Origin of the sequence: Nioella sp. (assembly GCF_964229645.1) — a bacterium.
Classification (GTDB): Bacteria; Pseudomonadota; Alphaproteobacteria; order Rhodobacterales; family Rhodobacteraceae; genus Nioella.
Genome location: NZ_CAXREX010000120.1, coordinates 1 through 18,742, shown reverse-complemented (window position 1 = coordinate 18,742; position 18,742 = coordinate 1). Strand labels below are relative to the sequence as shown.

19 protein-coding genes are annotated in these 18,742 nt (G+C 63.5%); 9 read left to right on the top strand and 10 right to left on the bottom strand.

Features of this window, described 5'->3' with window-relative positions; translation table 11 throughout:
* Positions 1 to 246: LysR family transcriptional regulator (locus ACEQXV_RS08370; protein WP_370268706.1), on the bottom strand; the 246-nt coding region annotated here is incomplete at its 3' end.
* 93 nt (positions 247 to 339) lie between these two features.
* Between ACEQXV_RS08370 and ACEQXV_RS08365 the strand changes: the two genes are divergently transcribed.
* On the top strand, positions 340 to 1,242 hold the full coding sequence (locus ACEQXV_RS08365; protein ID WP_370254427.1) for an epimerase: 903 nt from the start codon (positions 340 to 342) through the stop codon (positions 1,240 to 1,242).
* On the opposite strand, the gene ACEQXV_RS08360 is transcribed toward ACEQXV_RS08365, so the two are convergent.
* From ACEQXV_RS08360 to ACEQXV_RS08345, 4 genes are all read right to left on the bottom strand, one after another.
* Positions 1,168 to 2,118, bottom strand: a complete 951-nt coding sequence (locus ACEQXV_RS08360) for an endonuclease/exonuclease/phosphatase family protein (protein WP_370268704.1) — start codon at positions 2,116 to 2,118, stop codon at positions 1,168 to 1,170. The two genes, ACEQXV_RS08365 and ACEQXV_RS08360, sit on opposite strands and share 75 nt — an antisense overlap.
* A 107-nt stretch (positions 2,119 to 2,225) precedes the next feature.
* A complete protein-coding gene (locus ACEQXV_RS08355) occupies positions 2,226 to 3,026 on the bottom strand; it encodes a hypothetical protein (protein ID WP_372525490.1) in 801 nt (266 codons plus the stop codon).
* A gap of 295 nt (positions 3,027 to 3,321) precedes the next feature.
* A complete protein-coding gene (leuD, locus tag ACEQXV_RS08350) occupies positions 3,322 to 3,927 on the bottom strand; it encodes a 3-isopropylmalate dehydratase small subunit (RefSeq protein ID WP_370268700.1) in 606 nt (201 codons plus the stop codon).
* Between the two features lie 68 nt (positions 3,928 to 3,995).
* A complete protein-coding gene (locus tag ACEQXV_RS08345) occupies positions 3,996 to 4,775 on the bottom strand; it encodes a DUF4198 domain-containing protein (RefSeq protein WP_370254433.1) in 780 nt (259 codons plus the stop codon).
* Positions 4,776 to 4,809: 34 nt separating this feature from the next.
* Between ACEQXV_RS08345 and ACEQXV_RS08340 the strand changes: the two genes are divergently transcribed.
* Entirely contained in the window at positions 4,810 to 5,958 is a 1,149-nt protein-coding gene (locus ACEQXV_RS08340; RefSeq protein ID WP_370268698.1) for a HupE/UreJ family protein, read from the top strand.
* Between the two features lie 518 nt (positions 5,959 to 6,476).
* Here the strand turns inward: ACEQXV_RS08340 and ACEQXV_RS08335 are convergent.
* Together ACEQXV_RS08335 and leuC are read right to left on the bottom strand one after the other, a co-directional pair.
* Positions 6,477 to 7,169 carry a 2-hydroxychromene-2-carboxylate isomerase gene (locus ACEQXV_RS08335; protein WP_370254435.1) on the bottom strand — a complete coding sequence of 231 codons (693 nt, stop codon included), beginning with the start codon at positions 7,167 to 7,169 and terminating at the stop codon, positions 6,477 to 6,479.
* A gap of 114 nt (positions 7,170 to 7,283) precedes the next feature.
* The gene (gene leuC, locus ACEQXV_RS08330) at positions 7,284 to 8,690 is read right to left on the bottom strand and encodes a 3-isopropylmalate dehydratase large subunit (RefSeq protein ID WP_370268695.1); all 1,407 of its coding nucleotides are present in this window, start codon (positions 8,688 to 8,690) and stop codon (positions 7,284 to 7,286) included.
* Between the two features lie 248 nt (positions 8,691 to 8,938).
* On the opposite strand from leuC, the gene ACEQXV_RS08325 reads away from it, so the two are divergent.
* Together ACEQXV_RS08325 and ACEQXV_RS08320 are read left to right on the top strand one after the other, a co-directional pair.
* A complete protein-coding gene (locus tag ACEQXV_RS08325; RefSeq protein ID WP_370254438.1) occupies positions 8,939 to 10,294 on the top strand; it encodes a mechanosensitive ion channel family protein in 1,356 nt (451 codons plus the stop codon).
* A gap of 96 nt (positions 10,295 to 10,390) precedes the next feature.
* Complete coding sequence (locus ACEQXV_RS08320; RefSeq protein ID WP_370268694.1) at positions 10,391 to 10,936, top strand: NADPH-dependent FMN reductase; 546 nt, start codon at positions 10,391 to 10,393, stop codon at positions 10,934 to 10,936.
* Positions 10,937 to 11,058: 122 nt separating this feature from the next.
* Here ACEQXV_RS08320 and ACEQXV_RS08315 read toward each other — a convergent pair whose 3' ends face one another.
* Positions 11,059 to 12,093 (bottom strand): NAD(P)/FAD-dependent oxidoreductase, encoded by a 1,035-nt coding sequence (locus ACEQXV_RS08315; protein ID WP_370268692.1) that lies wholly within the window; start codon positions 12,091 to 12,093, stop codon positions 11,059 to 11,061.
* A gap of 48 nt (positions 12,094 to 12,141) precedes the next feature.
* Here ACEQXV_RS08315 and mnmD point away from each other — a divergent pair, with 48 nt between their 5' ends.
* The gene (gene mnmD / locus ACEQXV_RS08310) at positions 12,142 to 12,816 is read left to right on the top strand and encodes a tRNA (5-methylaminomethyl-2-thiouridine)(34)-methyltransferase MnmD (protein ID WP_370254442.1); all 675 of its coding nucleotides are present in this window, start codon (positions 12,142 to 12,144) and stop codon (positions 12,814 to 12,816) included.
* Positions 12,813 to 13,694 carry a DMT family transporter gene (locus tag ACEQXV_RS08305; protein ID WP_370268691.1) on the top strand — a complete coding sequence of 294 codons (882 nt, stop codon included), beginning with the start codon at positions 12,813 to 12,815 and terminating at the stop codon, positions 13,692 to 13,694. The genes mnmD and ACEQXV_RS08305 overlap by 4 nt, the downstream gene beginning before the upstream one ends.
* Positions 13,695 to 13,809: 115 nt before the next feature.
* On the opposite strand, the gene ACEQXV_RS08300 is transcribed toward ACEQXV_RS08305, so the two are convergent.
* The gene (locus ACEQXV_RS08300; protein WP_370268690.1) at positions 13,810 to 15,747 is read right to left on the bottom strand and encodes a transglycosylase SLT domain-containing protein; all 1,938 of its coding nucleotides are present in this window, start codon (positions 15,745 to 15,747) and stop codon (positions 13,810 to 13,812) included.
* A 146-nt stretch (positions 15,748 to 15,893) separates the two neighbouring features.
* On the opposite strand from ACEQXV_RS08300, the gene dapA reads away from it, so the two are divergent.
* Together dapA and ACEQXV_RS08290 are read left to right on the top strand one after the other, a co-directional pair.
* Positions 15,894 to 16,769, top strand: coding sequence for a 4-hydroxy-tetrahydrodipicolinate synthase (gene dapA, locus ACEQXV_RS08295; protein WP_370268688.1), 876 nt, complete (start codon positions 15,894 to 15,896; stop codon positions 16,767 to 16,769).
* A 10-nt stretch (positions 16,770 to 16,779) separates the two neighbouring features.
* Positions 16,780 to 17,256, top strand: coding sequence for a TrmO family methyltransferase (locus ACEQXV_RS08290; protein WP_370254446.1), 477 nt, complete (start codon positions 16,780 to 16,782; stop codon positions 17,254 to 17,256).
* Here ACEQXV_RS08290 and ACEQXV_RS08285 read toward each other — a convergent pair whose 3' ends face one another.
* Entirely contained in the window at positions 17,257 to 18,111 is an 855-nt protein-coding gene (locus tag ACEQXV_RS08285; protein ID WP_370254447.1) for an ATP-binding cassette domain-containing protein, read from the bottom strand.
* A gap of 126 nt (positions 18,112 to 18,237) precedes the next feature.
* On the opposite strand from ACEQXV_RS08285, the gene smpB reads away from it, so the two are divergent.
* Positions 18,238 to 18,717, top strand: a complete 480-nt coding sequence (gene smpB, locus ACEQXV_RS08280; protein ID WP_370268686.1) for an SsrA-binding protein SmpB — start codon at positions 18,238 to 18,240, stop codon at positions 18,715 to 18,717.
* The last annotated feature ends 25 nt before the right edge of the window (positions 18,718 to 18,742 follow it).

The following is an 18,742-nucleotide window of genomic DNA, read 5'->3' as shown; positions in this document are numbered from 1 at the left end:
GGCCCGTGCCCCTTCCCGCATGGCCTCGGCCCCGGGGCGCAGAGCCTGACCCAGGGCGCTCAGGCTGAAGCCACGCGCATGCCGCTCGAAGAGCGGCCCCCCGGCCTGTGCCTCAAGTGTCCTGATGTGACGTCCGAGGGTCGGTTGGCTTTGACCCGTCTCGCGCGCTGCAGCCGACAGAGACCCGGTGTCGGCCACGGCCAGGAATGATCGGATCAGGGTCCAGTCAAGGGAAGCGGTATCCATTCAATAGTGAATATCACATCGTCAATTAGTGGCAATAATCATTCGATATCGGTTGGTTTATCTATGGGTCAGCAAGTTGAAAGGACCAGACCCATGACCCAAACAGCCCTCGTTCTCGGACCGTCCGGTCGGATCGGCCGTCATGCAGCAGAGGCCTTTGCGGCGGCCGGCTGGACGGTGCATCGCTTTGACCGGGCGCGGGATGACCTGATGCAGGCAGCGCGCAAAGCCGATGTGATCGTCAACGCCTGGAACGTGCCCTACAGCCAGTGGCAATCCACGGTGCCCGGTCTTACGCAACAGGTGATTGCCGCCGCGAAGGCAGGCGGTGCAACGGTCATCATCCCGGGCAATATCTATGTATTTGGTCCCGACATGCCGCCGCATATCGGCCCAACCACCCCGCACCGGTCGCAGCACCCCCTGGGCAGGGTTCGGCGCGAGATGGAGGCCGCCTATCGGGACGCAGGTGTTGCCACCATTATTCTGCGGGCGGGGGACTACCTGGATGACGAGGCCAGCGGCAACTGGTTCGACATGGTGCTGGCCAAGCCGGTCGCAAAAGGCCGGCTCAGCTATCCTGGCCCGACGGACCGCCCCCATGCCTGGGCCTGGCTGCCGGACGTGGCCGCAGCGATGGTCGGTCTGGCAGAGCGTCGAGCTGACCTGCCGCGTTTTGCCGATATCGCCTTTCCGGGGTACACCCTGACAGGCGAGGAATTGGCCGCCGCCTGCGCGGCCGCGCTGCATCGCCCGGTTCAAGCCAAACGCATGAGCTGGCTGCCCATATACCTGGCGCGCCCGTTCTGGAGAGAGGCGAAGCACATTCTGGAAATGCGCTATCTCTGGAATGTTTCGCACCAGTTGGATGGTGAGGAGCTGGACAGGCTGGTGCCAGACCGCCCCCGGACACCCGTGACCTCAGCGCTCGCCCGGGCGCTCCAGCACGAGATCGACCCAGACCAGTCTGTGACGCGACGCGCCGTTGCCATCTGATCCCCCAAGAAGCGCCCGGTCAGGATCTCCCTGGCCGGGCCAGAACACGCCCGCTCCTGCGACCGCGAACCCTGACCATGGCAGGATGTAATCGGCGCGCAGGTTGCCGGGGTCCGGTTCCGGCCAATCTGCGGTGTCGGTCGGCAATCCGGCCGCTGCGCCGCCCGGACTTGTCGGAAGCGGATCTTGCAACATCGGGTGGCTCAGCGCGGCTGTCAGCGCCCCTCGCCGGGCCTCTCCCAGGACCGGATCGGCATTGAGCACCCCCATCAAGACGAAAGGCGGCGCAAGTGGCAGCAACCCATCCGGCGACCATCCGTCCAGATGGCGCAGCCAGAACCACAATTCATCCTCGTTGCGCCGCCCGTTTCGGTCCTCGGGCCCGTCAAAGACGGGCGGCGTGGCGTGAAGTGTCAGAAGATGTACATCTTGTGCGCCGATCGCAACGGTGACGTCCCACGCGGCAACACTGGACAGACGCTGAACGCGCAGCACCTCAGGTGAGAGAACGGCTTCGGCCTGCCCGTTTGGCAGATCGCGCCAGAGAAAGCCGGAGTAATCCCTAACTGCAGCGATCGGGAACCGCGATAGCAACGCCATCCCATCCTGACCCCTGAACCCGCCATAGCCCTGGGCATCGCGCGGCATGCCAAGCCGCCCATCCCCGTCGAGGTCTAGTCCCGTCGGCACACCGCTATTCGGAGGCAAGGCAAGCCGGTAGGGGTAGATCGCCCCGGTGCCCGACAGGTGTTCCACCAGTTCGGCCAACGCCAGCCCGTGCAGGTCATGGTCGATCCCCTGAAGCAGGAGGATGTCTGGGTCGACATGGGCGATGATGTTGACCACGGCGGTGATCTGCGGGTCGTCCCCCCGCAAAAGGTCACGCAGTAGCAGGCCAGGACCGTCGCGCGACAACTCCGTGTGAAAGGTCGCGACCCGGACGGTATCGGCAAGAAGCGGAAAAGAGAGAAGAAGGCCCGTTATCAGGCCAAGGCAGCAAGCTCGTCGCCATCCGCCATTTCGCGCACCAGCCGCTTGCGCCTTTCGGTGATCATGTGGGCGATGCGCCCCATGGCCATTCCGCGCATCAGCAGCGTGACGGGAAGGAAGCTCCATAGCGTGACCAGCCAGACCATCATCAGGGGCGAGGTGCCGATCGAGACATCGAGGTTCTCGATCCCGTAACTCGCCAGGATCGGCATCAGGAATGGCAGAACGAACCCTAATATAAGGTTAATGCGTGAGTCGCGCGTCAACCGTGTCACAACATCCCCGCCCGCCGTCGGGTCGAAGGTTGGCAGGTTGACCCAGACATTGAAGCTTGTGTTGGGGTTGGGCCAGCTCTTCAGGCGCATGATGATCGCGAAGATGCTGATCGTGACCAGCCCGACAAGGAAGCTCAGCCCGCCCATGGCGCGCAGCATGGTCAGGTCGGCCTGGGTAGCGTTGTCTGGCAGGAAGACCCGCAGCAGCCAGATCGGGCTGTAGGGAAAGTCCAGCGCGTGCGCCATCACGAGGCCGGTGGCGTTGACGATCAGGAACAGCGTTTCCGGGCCATCCGGCGACCCGGCGATCAGGCTAAGGAAGAAGAGCGTCACGAAAGCCCCGATAACGCGCACCCGGTTGAAAGGCGGAGCATCGCGAAACTCGATCAGGCCCGGGTAGGTGGACGCATATTCAGAGAGAGTGAAACCGGCCGCGAAGAGCGCGACAAGCATCACGACCTGCGCAGAATCCGACGATGCCGCCGGAAGCAGCAAGGACGGAGTGGCTATGACGATCATTACGAGTATCGCCCGCACCACAGCGCTGGAAAGCTGTGCGATCACTGCCCAAACCCTCAACCTGGACGAGTCCTTTTTTGACGGACCCTTGTTCCACGTCTTGATCCGATTGCCATCGGATTGCCTCAATTGCCTCAATCTTGCCCACATTCGCCAACTTTCGCAAGTCCCTGAGACTCCTTAGGGAATCACTGTGGCGATTTTGGGATGATGACTGTCGCTGCTTTGCATCAGTAAAACATGAAAAAAGCCCCCCGGCCGGGCCGAGGGGCTACATCTTGTGATCAGGTCGAAATCAGACCCAAGGGCGCTCTTGCGCGGCCTTTTCCTCGAAGGACTGGATCGAAGCAGCCTTCTCCATCGTCAGGCCAATATCGTCGAGACCATTCAGCAGGCAATGCTTGCGGAAGGCGTCGACCTCGAAGGCGATGGTGCCGCCATCGGGGCCGCTGATGGTCTGGTTTTCGAGATCGACGGTCAGGGTGGCGTTGGCGCCCCGGTTGGCATCGTCCATCAGCTTGTCGACGTCTTCCTGCGGCAGCACGATCGGCAGGATGCCGTTCTTGAAGCAGTTGTTGAAGAAGATGTCAGCGAAAGAGGGGGCGATCACGCAGCGAATGCCGAAGTCGAGCAAGGCCCACGGGGCGTGTTCCCGCGAGGAGCCACAACCGAAATTGTCACCCGCGACAAGGATCTCCGCGTTGCGATAGGCGGGCTTGTTCAGCACGAAATCGGGGATTTCGTCGCCGTTGTCATCGTAGCGCATTTCGTCAAACAGGTTCACGCCAAGGCCCGAGCGCTTGATCGTCTTGAGAAACTGCTTGGGAATGATCATGTCGGTATCGACGTTGATCAGGGGCAGCGGTGCGGCGATGCCGGTCAGCTTGGTGAACTTGTCCATGTCTCGGGGTCTCCTTCACGTCCGCGAAGGGGCATAGCGGCATTGCCGGGGCAACACAAGAGACCGCCTTATTGTGCAGGCACTTCGAAGGTGAGCGAGGCCCAGTAGGAGTGCCAGACAGGACCGCCCTCCGTCACAGGTTCGACCGGTACAAGGGCCACGGCATCTGCCATGTAGACATGCCCAGGCTCGACGGGCAAAAGCACTTCGCCGTCTGCATCGGTGCGATGGATGGTTACGCTTACGTCCCCATCCGGGTTGCGATCCCAAAGCTCCACCTGCGCATCGCCGCGCGGTTCGCCCTCGAACAGAAGGCGCATTGGAATGCCGCCGCTCACATCATCGGTGTAGGGATTGGCGAGGGCGATCAGTTCCGTCGTCAGTCCGAACTCCCGGTCTGTTCCTGCCCCGTCACCCACGGCGATCAGGCTTTTGACATGGCGGCTATAGCTTTCCATGAAGCCGGTCATCGGCAACCCGCGCGCGAGGTGGCGCGCCTCGATATCCGGGAAATCCTTGTGCTCGGCAAAACGCAGGAACCGGTCCCATTCGTCATAGGTCAGATCGCTGTCGGTGGTCTCGTAGATCACCACGGCCAACCCCGTGCCGTGTTCGGCCATGACCAGCGCCGGATTCTGTCCAAGACGCCCCTCGGCAGGGGTGATGTCACCCCCGATGGCTACGTCGAAGCGGGTGAAATTCCGCGTGAGATACGAAAGCGACGGCCCCTCGAAATCTTGCCCCACGCGCAGCCGCGCTTCGATCGGTTGATTGGCCTCTACGCTGAAATCCAGCGGGTCGATCCAGAACTCATGCGCCAGGGCAGGAAGTGCTGGAAGCAGCACCATGTTTAAGGCAAACAAGGGACAAATGAGGTGACGCATGGCTTTTTCCAAACTGTTTCCCTTGATGGTGGCCCGAATTGCAGCCCTGTCAATTCTCCTTTTCGTGATGGCCATACCCCAGGCACGCGCGCACGAGATCGACCCCGGACTTGCGGACGTCCTGGTGACGCAGGAGCGGATCGCCGTCGATATCCAGTTGTCGCTGGAATCCATCCTTTCGGAGATGGACCTGGCCAACATCACCGATACGACGCAGGCGCCGGAGGAAGAGGTTTACAACGGTTACAGATCCATGGGGCCCGATGCCCTGCGCGCCGCGGTGGAGGATTTCTGGCCCCGCATGGCCCCGCGCCTGGTGATCGAAGTAGACGGAGAGCGCATCGTGCCCGAATTGGTCGGGCTCTCCATTCCTGACGTCGGCGATATCGGAAACGCCCGAACATCCACCATCAGCATCGCCGCGGCATTGCCCCAAGGCGATACGCCGGTTCGGTTCGGTTGGGCAGCACTCTATGGGGATCTCGTGGTGCGCCAGGTCGGCGGCGGAGAGGACGCCTATACCGCCTTTCTGTCCGACGGAGACCTGTCGGAGCCCCTGTCACGCACGGAGATCGTGACCGAAAGCGCTTGGGCCGTGTTCCTGCGCTACATTTTCGTCGGGTTCGAGCACATTGTGCCGCTCGGCCTGGATCACATCCTGTTCGTGCTCGGCCTGTTCTTCTTTTCCCTTCACCTCAGGCCGATCCTCTTTCAGGTGACGTCCTTTACGGTCGCGCATACCATTACCCTGGCCCTTGCCAGCCTCGGGATCGTCAGCGTGCCCGCCAGTGTGGTGGAGCCGCTAATTGCCTTGTCGATCGTCTATGTCGGGATCGAAAACGTCATGGGCCGTGGCAATCTCAGGTATCGGACTGCGCTCGTGTTTGCCTTTGGGCTGCTACACGGGCTTGGCTTTGCCAGCGTTCTTGGGGAATTCGGGATTACGGCCAGCCATTTCGTCGCCGCGCTTCTTGGTTTTAACGTCGGGGTCGAATTTGGACAGCTCGCCGTGATTCTTGGGGCCTTCCTGTTGGTTGGTTTGTGGTTTGGGCAGCGGGATTGGTATCGCGCCCGGATCGCGATCCCGGCATCGCTTGTTATTTCAGCGATTGGCGCCTGGTGGAGTATCGAAAGAGTTTTTCTGTAGGTCCAAACGGTCATGTTTCGTTTGGCGCGTTGACGCTAACATCCAATAAACTACTTTCGGCAATATGACTGAGAAACTTTTAATAATACCCGTTATCACTGCCGCCGTTGGCGCCCTAGCGCTTGGATTGTCGCGAGAGATCTGGCGTATTCGGAAATCGGCCAGGCTTTTTGGGGCTGTTTCCGATCCATCCAAGTCAGATGTGACGGATGCCTCGCCTGGAAATTCGGCATTACTGGACCCGGTCAGCACCCTTACAGATTCCCGGGCGGCAAATCTGGCCATCATCCTTATGATTAAGTCCGAGGAGCGGCAAAAAGACCCGGAAGCGGTGCATCGACGTCTGCGCCGGGCAGCCATGCTGAAATACTATCTTACGCCACACGAGGCAGAGACCATGTTGAAGGCGGCAAATCGGGTTGTGAAAGGGCTCTTCAAGATCGGCGACCTCGACCGGCTCACCAGAAAGGCATCCGAACTCGGCGGATTGACTGCTCGGCAAGAGTTTACGGGCCTGGTCACGCTGTATGGCGAGACAAAGGGCCCGCCACGGGCCTCGGCGCTCGATCGCGCGCGTGCCGGACGGTATCTGCACTAGGCTTGCGCATGACCCTGGCGCGCGGATTTGGGATGGCGTGGCGCAGCGCGTCCGGCAGCCTGTCGTCTCCAACGTAAAGCTCGTCCTCGACAATAAAGCTCGGCGTGTCGAAAACGCCGCGTTCCCGGGCGCAGCGCGTGGCTTGTTCCCAGGCTTGCCCTGTCAGCGCCCCCTCGGCCTTTGCAATGACCCGATCGGGCTGATGGCCAAGCTCCTCCAGCGTGCGGCTCAGGTTCGGTTCCGCCCCCGCCGGATGTCCATCGTGAAACCAGCGGCGGTAGGTCTCTTGCACGTAGGGCGCGACCCATCCTTCCTCGGCGGCGACCACGGCCACCCGATTGGCGAGTTCATAGCCGGTCAGGGGAAAGGGAACCGGAAGACGCGGGCTTAGCCCGAACTTGCGCGACTGACGCGCCAGGTCGGTCCACATATATGCCGTTTGAACGGGCTTGTCCTGATAGGGGTGCGTGCCGTTTTCCTGAAGGATCTGTCGCGCGGAAAACGGGCGCCAAATTACCTCCAGCCCGGTCTTTTCAATGACCTTCGGAAGGCGCATCACCGTCAGGTAAGTATATGGACTACCAATAGAAAACCAGAACTCGACAGATTTCATTTCTTTCTCGCGACCCTTCGGAACCCAAATGCACTCGCATTTCCCAAGATCACGATAAACAAAAAACCCGGCAATTTTATGCCGGGTTTTCCAGTTCTTTTCGCAAAGGCGGAATTACATCAATTCACGCACATCCGTCAGGTGTCCGGTCACCGCCGCTGCGGCCGCCATTGCCGGGCTCATCAGGTGGGTTCGGCCACCCCGGCCCTGGCGGCCTTCGAAGTTGCGGTTCGAGGTTGCCGCGCAGCGTTCGCCGGGGGCCAGCTGGTCGGGGTTCATGGCAAGGCACATGGAACAGCCCGCAAGTCGCCATTCGAAACCGGCTTCCTTGAAGATGTCGGCCAGGCCCTCTTCCTCGGCCTGCGCGCGAACAAGGCCAGACCCGGGAACAACCATCGCGCGGATGCCGTCCTTGATCTTCTTGCCCTTCAGGATCGCGGCCGCTGCGCGCAGATCCTCGATCCGGCCATTGGTGCAAGAGCCGATGAAGACCGTGTCGATGGCGATCTCGGACAGTGGCGTGCCGGGCTTCAGCCCCATGTATTCCAGCGACCGTGCCGCCGCGTCGACCTTGCCGCCCTTGAAATCGGACGGGCTGGGGACGGTGGCAGTGATGGGCAGCACGTCTTCGGGGCTGGTCCCCCAGGTGACGACGGGCGCAATGTCTTCGCCCTTGAGAGTGATGACCTTGTCCCAATGGGCGTCGTCATCGGAATAGAGCGTCTTCCACCAGTTCAGCGCGGCTTCCCACTGGGCGCCCTTCGGCGCATGCGGGCGGCCGTTCACGTATTCGAAGGTCTTTTCGTCCGGAGCGATCAGGCCCGCGCGTGCGCCGCCTTCGATCGCCATGTTGCAGACGGTCATGCGGCCTTCCATCGACAGATCGCGGATTGCTTCGCCGCAATACTCGATCACGTAGCCGGTGCCGCCGGCAGTGCCGGTCGCGCCGATCACGGCAAGGGTGATGTCCTTGGCGGTCACTCCCGTCTGCAGCTTGCCGGTGATTTCCACCATCATGTTCTTTGACTTCTTCTTGAACAGCGTCTGAGTTGCCAGAACATGTTCAACTTCTGAGGTGCCGCTACCGTGGGCCAGGGCACCGAACGCGCCATGGGTTGCCGTGTGCGAGTCACCGCAGACGACGGTCATGCCCGGCAGGGTCCAGCCCTGTTCGGGGCCGACGATATGCACGATGCCCTGGCGAATATCGGTCACCGGATAGTAGTGAATGCCGAATTCCTTGGCGTTGCTGTCCAGCGCGGCCACCTGGATACGGCTGTCTTCGGTCATGTTCGCGGGGTCTTCACGGCCCGGGGTGGTGGGCACGTTATGGTCCGGAACCGCGATGGTCTTGTCGGGCGCGTGCACCTTGCGGCCCGCCATGCGCAGGCCCTCGAAGGCCTGGGGGCTGGTCACTTCGTGCACCAGGTGGCGGTCGATATAAAGCAGGCTGGTGCCATCTTCGGCCTCATGGGCCAGGTGGGCATCCCAGATCTTGTCGTAGAGCGTCTTGCCGGTCATCTTTGATACTCTCTCGGGGGTATGGACTGCGGGGTGTCGGGTGCGGTGGTCAGAGGGCGCTTAGCCCGCTCACCCGCCCCGAGGCGCAGAGACCGTGAAAGCGCCAGGGCAGGCGGGTCCGGTCGTCCATGTCGAAAATCCGTGTCATCGCCAACGGCAGATACACTCCGGGCCGCCGATTGCCAAGGGTTCCGCTTGCCCGGACGCCCACAAGGCCCCATGATTTCGGCAAAGCTGGAAGGACAGGCATGGAGCCGGAAGAAACCGCCGCGCAAACCCCCGCGGCCCCAGAGACCGAGGCCCCCGCCGCGGCAGGGGACAGCGTGACCGATATCGGCCTGTCGCTCTTGGCCGAAGGGCAGGATTTCCTGCATAGCCTTCTGCGCCCCTGGAACGCCTACCAGGTCGCGATCGCGCTGGCACTGCTTCTGGCGGCCTGGCTGCTCAGGGCGGCCTTCGGTCCGCGCATCCGCGCCTGGATGGCTGCGCGCCAGGGCTGGCCGATGTGGCGTATGCGCATCCTGGCCTTCATCCATCGAAGGCTTATGGGAATCTTCTTCGTGATCCTGATCTGGCTTGCGGTCTGGATCATGCGCGAAGTGACCTGGCCAAGCCGTTCCTATTTGCTGGGGATCATCGCGCGTCTTGCGACGGCCTGGCTGGTTGTGACCTTTGCCACCCGCTTCGTGCATTCCCCCGTGATGCGCACTATCCTGCGCTACGGTGCCTGGACCTATGTGACGCTGACCATCCTGAACCTGACGGACGAGGCGGGCACGCTACTCGATAGCGTAGGCTTCGAGCTTGGCGACGGCGTGCGCCTGTCGCTTCTGCTGCTGGTGCAGGGTTTTGTCCTGGTTTCGGCCCTGATGATCGGCGCGCGGTTCCTGTCCAAGACCACCGCGACACGCATTCAGAGAAACGAGGACATCTCGCCCTCCATGCGGGTGCTCGTGGTCAAGGCGGTGCAGGTGCTGCTTTATGGTGCCGCGCTTTTCCTGGGGTTGAATGCGGTTGGAGTGGACCTGACCGGGCTTGCCTTCCTGTCGGGCGCCATCGGTGTGGGCCTGGGCTTCGGCCTGCAAAAGGTCGTGTCGAACCTCGTCTCGGGGATCATCATCCTGCTCGACAAGTCGATCAAGCCGGGCGACGTCATCAGCCTTGGCGACACCTTCGGATGGATCAACACGCTTGGCGCGCGTTACGCCAGCGTGGTGACACGGGACGGCAAGGAATACCTGATTCCGAACGAGGACCTCATCACCAACCAGGTGGTGAACTGGTCGCATTCCGACGCCTTCGTGCGGCTCGATATCAACTTCGGCACCTCCTACACCGACGACCCTCACAAGGTGCGCAAGCTAGCCATCGACGCCGCCAGGAAGGTGACTCGCGTGTTGGAGAGCAAACCCCCCGTCTGCCACATCGTCGGCTTTGGCGACTCGTCAGTGGACTACGTGCTGCGCTTCTGGATCGAGGACCCGACCGAGGGCCTGACCAATATCCGGGGCAACGTTTTCCTGGCACTTTGGGACACGTTCCACGAGAACGGCATCTCGATCCCCTTCCCTCAGCGCGAGGTGCGGATGCTGCCCGAGACGTGAATTCCTGCGCAGGGTTCTGTGCGCGGACGTGGCTTTTCCCTGCGAGAGTCCTAGGTAGTCTGCCGCAATCCGTATCGGTCAGGTGGAGTGAGAGTGATGGCGTCAGGCAAACTTCTGGGGATTTCCGGGTCGCTTCGGGCCGGGTCCTACAATCGCAGGCTTCTGCGGGAAGCCGCGCGGCTCTACGACCCGGCGGAGTTCGTCGAGGCGGATCTGCGTTTGCCGCTCTATGATGGCGATCTTGAGGATGCCGAGGGGCTTCCCGACGGCGTGGTTCGTCTTGCCGAGCAGATCAAGGCAGCCGACGCGGTGATCATTTCCGGCCCGGAATACAACAAGGCGATTTCCGGCGTTCTGAAGAATGCGCTCGACTGGGTCAGCCGGACCAAGCTGGCGCCCTGGCGGGACAAGCCCGTGGCGATCATGGCCGCGACCGGGGGACGGGCAGGGGGGGAACGCACGCAGTGGACGCTCCGCCTTTGCCTGACGCCGTTCCGTCCAAGGATTCTGCCCGGACCCGAGGTGCTTGTGGGCAATACCGACACTCAATTCGATGCCGAGGGGCGCCTGGTGAATGATCGCTACCTAGCGGCCCTGGGCGAGCTCATGTCGGATCTGCGAAAAGAGGTCGACCGCGGGTGACAGACGGCAGCGGGTTTCGCCGCGCTTCGCGCGCCGACCCACGCGTTCCTGGCGGAACGCGGGAGCGAATTTCGGGGAAATTCGGGCCACCGCCCGGCGATCCGGGGCGGAGCCTCGGCACTTCAGGGTTTCGGAAGGGACGCGTCGACTCGGAAGCTGTCGGGAATGCGGTCATGCCCGTCCAGAATGAGCTCGGAGATGAGCTGACCGACGATCGGGGCCATGCCGAAGCCGATCTTGAAGCCACCATTGGCGATGAAATGCCCGGGCCGACCGGGCCATGCCCCCAACATAGGTGCGCGTGACCGGGCGCGCGGGCGCAGTCCGGCCCATCGTTCCAGTAAAGGCCGCTCACGTAGGGCGGGGACAAGCCGCACGACCCGGCCAAGGATATCGTCCAATCCGCCATCGCAACTGGAAGGGTCGGCGAACTCCCGTTCCGTCGTCGAGCCGATGGCCGTCGTCCCGTTCGCATGGGGGATCACGTGCAGGCCATCGACGAAGATCTGCGGCAGGTCACGGGCGTCGAAGGCGATCAGTGCCGACTGGCCTTTGATCGGAACGCCCACGGGGTAAGCCAGTGCCTCGGACAGCGCGACCAACCCCGATGCGCCCGTGGCGTGAACGACGGCACCGTCTTCGCGACCCTCGGTCAGGATCTCGACCCGCTTTGCCACAAGGGCGGCGGCCAGCGCCTGCGTTGCCTTGCGCGGGTTGGCGCGCGCGGTCAGCGTGTCATGAATGACCAGCCCCGACGGCGTGACCGGCGCGAATTCACCGAAGTCGCGCACGTCGCGAACCTGCCACGTGTAGCGGCCTTTCCACAGCTCTTCGGCATTGCGGGCACGTTCGGTGGCGATCTCCAGCGCCCCCACGGGCTGAATCCGGCCGGTGCGGGCATAGCCCGGGTCGCGACCGCCCACATCGGCCACGTCCGCCCACATGGCTTCGGCCATGTCGAGGCTCTGGAACTGCAGCTCTTTCTTGTCGTTCCAGCGTTCGGGCGTGTGCGGGGCAAGCGCGCCGACAAGACCGCCCGAGGCCCCGGCGGCCACTCCGCCCGGGTCGATCACACGCACCGACGCCCCGCGTTTCACGCAGGCCCACGCGACGCAGAGACCGAAGATCCCCGCCCCCCTGACCGTTACATCCACCATGATCGACCCCGCTTGCCGAAGCTGTCGGAACCCTTCATAGGTCAGGCCATGGACAATGCCCAGACAGACCGGACCCTTTGGAACGCAGGCGGTGTGCCCGTGTCCGAGCGCTTCGATGACCCTTATTACTCGCTCGACAACGGGTTGGCTGAAACGCGGCATGTCTTCCTTGAGGGCAATGGCCTGCCAGAGCGGTTTGCACCGGGATTCCATATCGCGGAGCTTGGCTTTGGCACGGGCCTCAACCTTATCGCTGCGCGGCAGTCCTGGGCCGCAGCAGTCCCAGAGGGGCGGTTGCGTTTCACCAGCTTCGAAGCCTTCCCGATGGCGCCTGACGACGCGCTTCGCGCCCTTTCGGCCTTCCAGGAAACCGCACCCTTCGCAGAAGATACCGCCGCGCTGCTGGCGGACCCTTCAAAGCCCTTGGTCCGGGACGATATCGAGGTTCACCTTGTCGTAGGCGATGCGCGCCAGACACTTCCGGCCTGGCGCGGCCGGGCGGATGCCTGGTTTCTCGACGGCTTTGCCCCCGCCAAGAACCCCGAGTTGTGGGAACCTGCCCTGCTGGCCGAGGTTGCCCGCCATACCGCACCGGGCGGCAGCTTCGCGACCTACACGGCGGCGGGCGACGTGCGACGTGCGCTTGTCGCTGCCGGGTTCGACGTGACCCGCCAGGCGGGTTACGGGCGCAAGAGACACATGACAACAGGCCGAAAACCATGAGCGAGCAGAACACGCGGGCCGGCATCTGGCTGATGGTGCTGACGACCTTCATCTTTGCCATGCAGGACGGGATCTCGCGCCACTTGGCAGGCGAATACAACGTGCTGATGGTGGTGATGATCCGTTACTGGTTCTTTGCGGCCTTCGTGATGGCGGTAGCCTCTCGCAAAGCGGGTGGGCTGCGTGCGGCGGCAGCGACCGAGCAACCTTTCGTGCAGGGGTTTCGTGCGGTTCTGCTGGTAACCGAAATCTGCGTCATGGTGCTTGGCTTTACGTTGCTGGGCCTCGTGGAAAGCCATGCAGTCTTTGCCTGCTACCCCCTGCTCATCGCAGCCCTCTCCGGCCCCGTTCTGGGTGAACGCGTGGGCTGGCGCAGGTGGGCGGCCATCGGGGTCGGCTTCCTGGGGGTCATCATCATTCTCGAACCCGGCTTCGGTGTCTTCGACCCCCGTGCCGTGGTGCCACTCTGTTCGGCCCTGATGTTTGCGCTCTATGGGCTGCTCACCCGTTTTGTCGCCCGGAAGGACAGCGCCGCCACCAGCTTTTTCTGGACCGGCACGGTCGGATCGGTCGCGATGACGGTCGTTGGCCTTTGGTTCTGGGAGCCGATGACCGCGGTTGACTGGGCTTGGATGGCCCTGCTCTGCGTGACCGGAGCGGCGGGCCACTTCACCCTGATCAAGTGCTACGAAGTGGCCGAGGCCAGCGCGGTTCAGCCCTTTGCCTACCTGCAACTCGTCTTTGCCGCGTCGCTTGGCATCGTGGTCTTTGGCGAGTCCATCGAGTGGAACGTGGTTCTGGGCGCAGGCATCGTTGTGGCCGCTGGCCTCTTCACGCTCTGGCGCGCCCGGGCGCGGGAACTTGAGCAGGTCGAGTAAGCCTTCCGGGCGACCGCTCTCATCATCGCGCAGGCTCGAATTTCCTCGAAATTCGCTTCGCGTTCCGCCAGGAACGCGCGGATCGACGCGCGATGCGCGGCGACACACGCCCCGATCAGCGCTGCCGCAGAAGCTCGCTCAGGCTCTGATCCGGCAGCCGCCCCGACAGAAGCGCATCGTAGATGCGCATGCTTTCGGTCACCCGCATGACGTAGTTGCGGGTTTCGCGAAACGGGATCGCCTCGATCCAGTCGACAACGTCGACGCTTGGGTCGCGCGGGTCGCCGTAAAGCTCCATCCACCGCTCGGCGCGGCTCGGGCCGGCGTTGTAGGCCGCCGCAATCAGCACCGGGTTGGGGCCGAACTCCTCGATCAGCAGGTTGAGATATTCCGCCCCGAGGGTGGCGTTGAAGGCGGGGTCGTCATGCATCCGGCTTTCGCTGAAGGCGACGCCCAAGCGCCGCGCCATCTCGCGGCCTGTGCGCGGCATCACCTGCATCAGCCCAAGCGCGCCGGCATGGCTGACCACGGTTGGGTCGAACTCGCTCTCGCGGCGTGCGATCGAGTGGACCAGGCGGTCCGACACCGGCAGGTCATATGCCAGAAGCTCGGTCGACAGCGGATAGTAGGCGCGCATGATCTCGTTGCCGTAGCCCGCTGTCCGCTTGGCGATCATCAGCGCGATATGCGGTTCGCCCAGTTCCAGCGCCATGTCGGCCAGCTGTCCGGCCTGCTGCCGGGGCAGGCTTTCCGTCAGATGCGTCCAGAAACGTTCGGCGAGGTCGATCTCGCCCGCCTCCAGCAAGCGCACGGCGGCGCGAAAGACGGTGGTATTGACGAACTCTGCCGTGCGCCAGTCGCCGAAGTGTTCCTGGCCCAGGAAGGCGGGGTCGGTCGGCAGTCTGCCGCGCTCTGCCGCAAGTTGGCCGTAGAAGCTCGACTGGTACCGCGCACCCATGGCGTAGGCCTGCGCGGCGGCATCAGTATTGCCCAGGGCTTCCTGAGCGCGGCCCAGCCAATAGCCCGCACGCCCCATCGAGATGGGAGATTCCACCGAAGCGCGGAAATGCGAGAAATGCTCAGCCGCCGTTGCGGCATCCCCCAGGCGCAGGGCCGTGTAGCCTGCCAGCCATTCCAGGTCGGAATAGTTCAGGTAATCCTCGTCGGGGTCGATATGATGGTTGGCGGCAATTTCGTAGGCACCGCGCAGGTCGCCATCACGCATCAGGTCGCGGGCCATGATCCGGCGCCGATCGGCCCATTCTGACGGGCGGCCCAGTTGCGCAGCCGATCCGGACCGCTCCCGAATCAGCTCTCCCGCGCTTTCCCAAAGCCCCTCGCGCATGCGCCAAACGAAGCGCTCATAGGCTAGACCCGGATCATCCCGCAATGACGAGGGCACCGCGTCAATCGCCGCATTCACCCCGGGCCGACGCGCGCGCAACAGAATGCGCGCCTGCGCAAGGCGCTGCCATCCCTCGCTAACCAGCGGGAACATGCGCTCGGCCTGGCTCGCTTCGCCCTGCCAGAGCAGGTGGTCCAGCCGCGCTTCATGGAACCGTCGCAACGTGCGGGGCCAGTCGATCATGAACTGGTCATGTTCTTCCTCGGAAAGCGACATGGTGGTCCAGGCGCGGATCGCCTCGGCCATGGCTTCCTCGCGCCGGTCGCTTTCCCAAAGCGCTGCGGCAAGCCGCAGCGACCCCCACCCGGTACGCGGTGCCTGGTCGGCGAAATAGGCAATCACGGTTGCGGGGGGCGTGTCTTCGGAAAGGTTCCGCTCGCCCATGTGGATCAGGTAGGGCAGGCCCGGCCAATCCGCGTTGCGCGACAGGAAGTCGAAATACTCCGATAGTTCCCCCTCACCCTGGCGCAGCCGGATCCAGGTGACCACGTCGGCCGCCGCCGGGTCCGTGACCTGCGCCTGTTCGCTGGCTGCCGCCTGGTAGTCTCGCGCGCCAAGCGCGGCGATGGCCGACGCAAGAGCCTCGGGCGTGGCCAGGCTGGCCGTTGGCAGAGCCGAGAGGAGAAGTCCGATAAGAAGCCGTCGCATTGCGCACCCGAGTTGAAACTATCCTGCAAGGATAGGGCCTCGCCCCTTGCTTGCAACTCACTTACTTGGCAATAGGCGGGCTGCAGCCACCAAGGCTGCGATCCTCCGCCGATCCCGGCGACACCAGACATGAAAGGAAGCGTGTGATGTTCAAAGGCTCGATGCCCGCATTGGTCACGCCGTTCAAGGACGGCGCGGTGGATTTTGACACGCTGAAGAAACTTGTCGATTGGCAGATTGCCGAAGGCAGCTCGGCCCTGGTTCCCGTGGGCACCACCGGAGAAAGCCCGACGCTGACCCACGAAGAGCATGAGCAGGTGATCGAAGCCGTGGTCGCCGCCGCCGCGGGCCGGGTTCCGGTGATCGCCGGCGCGGGGTCCAACAACACCATCGAGGCAATCCGCTTCCTGCAGCATGCCAAGGCCGTGGGGGCCGACGCGGGTCTCGTGGTGACGCCTTACTACAACAAGCCCACGCAGGCTGGCCTGATCGCGCATTACACCGCGCTGACCGCGGCCTGTGACCTGCCGATCGTGATCTACAACATCCCCGGCCGTTCCGTCATCGACATGACCCCGGCCACGATGGGCGAACTGGCCAAGCTGCCGTCGATCATCGGGGTCAAGGATGCCACCGGCAAGCTGGAGCGGGTCAGCATGCAGCGCGCAAGCTGTGGCAAGGAGTTCATCCAGCTGTCCGGTGAAGACGCCACGGCGCTCGGGTTCAATGCCCATGGCGGTGTCGGCTGCATCTCGGTGACCGCCAACGTCGCCCCGCGCCTGTGCGCCGAGTTCCAAGCGGCAACCCTGGCGGGCGACTACGCGAAGGCGCTGGAGTTCCAGGACCGGCTGATGCCGCTGCATGAGGCCATCTTCCTCGAACCCGGTCTGGCCGGGGCAAAATATGGCCTCTCGCTGCTTGGCCGCTGTTCCGAGGACGTGCGCCTGCCGCTCGTCGGGCTGACCGATGGCACCAAGGCCGCGATCCGGGCCGCTATGCAGCACGCCGGCATCCTGGACTGATCCCGGCACCATGGGCGAGATCCGCGATGGCGAGGTGACCCTGCCCTTCGACCCGGCTGACCGGGCCGAAGCGGGCGTCACCTTCATCGGTCGGATACGCACCCAATGGTTCAAGGGCCATGGCCCCAAGAACCTCGTCCAGGCGCGCGAAACCGGGCAGGGGGCAAGGATCGACCTCGACCCGGCCTACATCCCGTGCCTGGAAGGGCTGGAGGCAGGTAGCCCGGTCGTGCTGCTCTACTGGATGGACAAGGCCCCGCGAAACATCGCGGTGCAGAACCCGCACCATGCCAAGGGCACGCGCGGGACATTCGCTTTGCGATCCCCGGCAAGGCCCAACCCGATCGCAATGGCGGTGGTGATCCTTCAGGGCCTCGACCGGGATACTGGCGTTCTGACCATCGACGCCATCGATTGCTACGACGACACGCCCCTGTTGGATATCAAGCCGTGGAAAGCGTCTATCGACGTGCCGCCGGGGGCATGATCACTCCTCGTCCCAGACCGGCATTCCGGCCCCGTCGAAACGCATGTTGACCCGGGCATAGCGGCCCAGTTCCCACCGTTCGCCCTGCACGCGGTCTTCGATCGCCACCGCGAAGCCGTAGGGCTGCAGTACCGAGAAATCGGGGATCAGCGCCTGATGCGGGATTGGGCCGCCAGTAATCTCGATATGCAGGCGTTGCAGCTGGCGCAGCACCTCTAGCACCTCCTCGATACCGGGCAGCGCCTCGGCCGGCGCAAGCGTATAGTCGCGTAGGGGCACGCCCTCGACCGACAGGATGCGCGCAAGAACGGTGTCATGGCCGAGGTAAGGGGGCGTCGGTTCGTCAAGGATCATCAGGTCGGGGTCGTGCATCAGCGCGCCCGCCATGCCGACGCGGTGCTGTGCACCGCCGCTCAACATGGTGCCGGGCGCATGCTGACCGCCACCGATACCCACAGCGCCTTCTATGGCGGCCTGCACGGCGGCGCGCTGGTTGGGGTCGATGCCTTCCAGCATGCCCTGCATCTGAGCCGCGATCTGCGCCTGCGCGGCTTCAAGCGCGGCGGTGTTGCCCATCGTGCCGCCGCCCATGGCCTCGGCCATTCGTGCGGCCTGCCCGAGATCGACGAAGCGACCGCCGCGCGCGTCCCAGACCCGGATCGTGCGTCCGGTCAGATCGGCCACAAGCGCGCCGTCCTCGCCGGGGTTGATCGCGACCGTCGAAGGTGTGACGATCATCAGCATGGTGGTGCGCCCCTGCCCGGCGGGGCCGAGGTAGGCCAGCATCCGCCCCCGTTCCTGTGCGGCAAGGGTGGCGGGCAGAACGATCAGAAACAACGCAAGCAACAGACGCATGGAACCTCCTACGCGAAAAAGCACGATCTGAAATCACTTGGAGCCTAGCATAATTCGGTCTCGTGCGCAGGCCCCGCCGCTCTGCCAGTGGACAGCACGCCTGCGCCACATTACATCGGGCGGACCATGGCCAAGAAACCCAAATCAGACCCGAACTACAAGGTGATCGCCGAGAACCGGCGGGCGCGCTACGATTATGCGATCGAGGATGATCTCGAATGCGGGATCGTGCTGGAAGGGTCCGAGGTGAAGTCCCTGCGCAAGGGCGGCTCGAACATCGCCGAAAGCTACGCGGCCGTTGAAAACGGCGAGCTGTGGTTGGTAAACAGCTACATCGCACCCTACGAGCAGGCAAAGACCTGGGGGCACGAGGAACGTCGTCGCCGCAAGCTCCTGGCCAGTCGCAAGGAAGTGGCGCGTCTGTGGAACGCCACGCAGCGGCAGGGCATGACTCTGGTTCCGTTGGTGCTCTATTTCAACCACAAGGGCTTCGTGAAACTGAAGATCGGCATCGCCAAGGGCAAGAAGACCCAGGACAAGCGCGAAACCGAGGCCAAGCGCGACTGGAACCGCCAGAAGGCCCGGCTGCTGCGCGAGCGTGGCTGAAGCGGAAATCGCCGCGATTTCCGGT

Excerpts from the sequence above, each read along its gene's own strand:
- ACEQXV_RS08365 (WP_370254427.1), top strand. The coding sequence starts at position 340 with ATGACCCAAACAGCCCTCGTTCTCGGACCGTCCGGTCGGATCGGCCGT.
- ACEQXV_RS08355 (WP_372525490.1), bottom strand. The coding sequence starts at position 3,026 with ATGATCGTCATAGCCACTCCGTCCTTGCTGCTTCCGGCGGCATCGTCG.
- leuD (WP_370268700.1), bottom strand. The coding sequence starts at position 3,927 with ATGGACAAGTTCACCAAGCTGACCGGCATCGCCGCACCGCTGCCCCTG.
- ACEQXV_RS08345 (WP_370254433.1), bottom strand. The coding sequence starts at position 4,775 with ATGGTGCTGCTTCCAGCACTTCCTGCCCTGGCGCATGAGTTCTGGATC.
- ACEQXV_RS08340 (WP_370268698.1), top strand. The coding sequence starts at position 4,810 with ATGGCTTTTTCCAAACTGTTTCCCTTGATGGTGGCCCGAATTGCAGCC.
- ACEQXV_RS08335 (WP_370254435.1), bottom strand. The coding sequence starts at position 7,169 with ATGAAATCTGTCGAGTTCTGGTTTTCTATTGGTAGTCCATATACTTAC.
- leuC (WP_370268695.1), bottom strand. The coding sequence starts at position 8,690 with ATGACCGGCAAGACGCTCTACGACAAGATCTGGGATGCCCACCTGGCC.
- ACEQXV_RS08325 (WP_370254438.1), top strand. The coding sequence starts at position 8,939 with ATGGAGCCGGAAGAAACCGCCGCGCAAACCCCCGCGGCCCCAGAGACC.
- ACEQXV_RS08320 (WP_370268694.1), top strand. The coding sequence starts at position 10,391 with ATGGCGTCAGGCAAACTTCTGGGGATTTCCGGGTCGCTTCGGGCCGGG.
- ACEQXV_RS08315 (WP_370268692.1), bottom strand. The coding sequence starts at position 12,093 with ATGGTGGATGTAACGGTCAGGGGGGCGGGGATCTTCGGTCTCTGCGTC.
- mnmD (WP_370254442.1), top strand. The coding sequence starts at position 12,142 with ATGGACAATGCCCAGACAGACCGGACCCTTTGGAACGCAGGCGGTGTG.
- ACEQXV_RS08305 (WP_370268691.1), top strand. The coding sequence starts at position 12,813 with ATGAGCGAGCAGAACACGCGGGCCGGCATCTGGCTGATGGTGCTGACG.
- ACEQXV_RS08300 (WP_370268690.1), bottom strand. The coding sequence starts at position 15,747 with ATGCGACGGCTTCTTATCGGACTTCTCCTCTCGGCTCTGCCAACGGCC.
- dapA (WP_370268688.1), top strand. The coding sequence starts at position 15,894 with ATGTTCAAAGGCTCGATGCCCGCATTGGTCACGCCGTTCAAGGACGGC.
- ACEQXV_RS08290 (WP_370254446.1), top strand. The coding sequence starts at position 16,780 with ATGGGCGAGATCCGCGATGGCGAGGTGACCCTGCCCTTCGACCCGGCT.
- ACEQXV_RS08285 (WP_370254447.1), bottom strand. The coding sequence starts at position 18,111 with ATGCGTCTGTTGCTTGCGTTGTTTCTGATCGTTCTGCCCGCCACCCTT.
- smpB (WP_370268686.1), top strand. The coding sequence starts at position 18,238 with ATGGCCAAGAAACCCAAATCAGACCCGAACTACAAGGTGATCGCCGAG.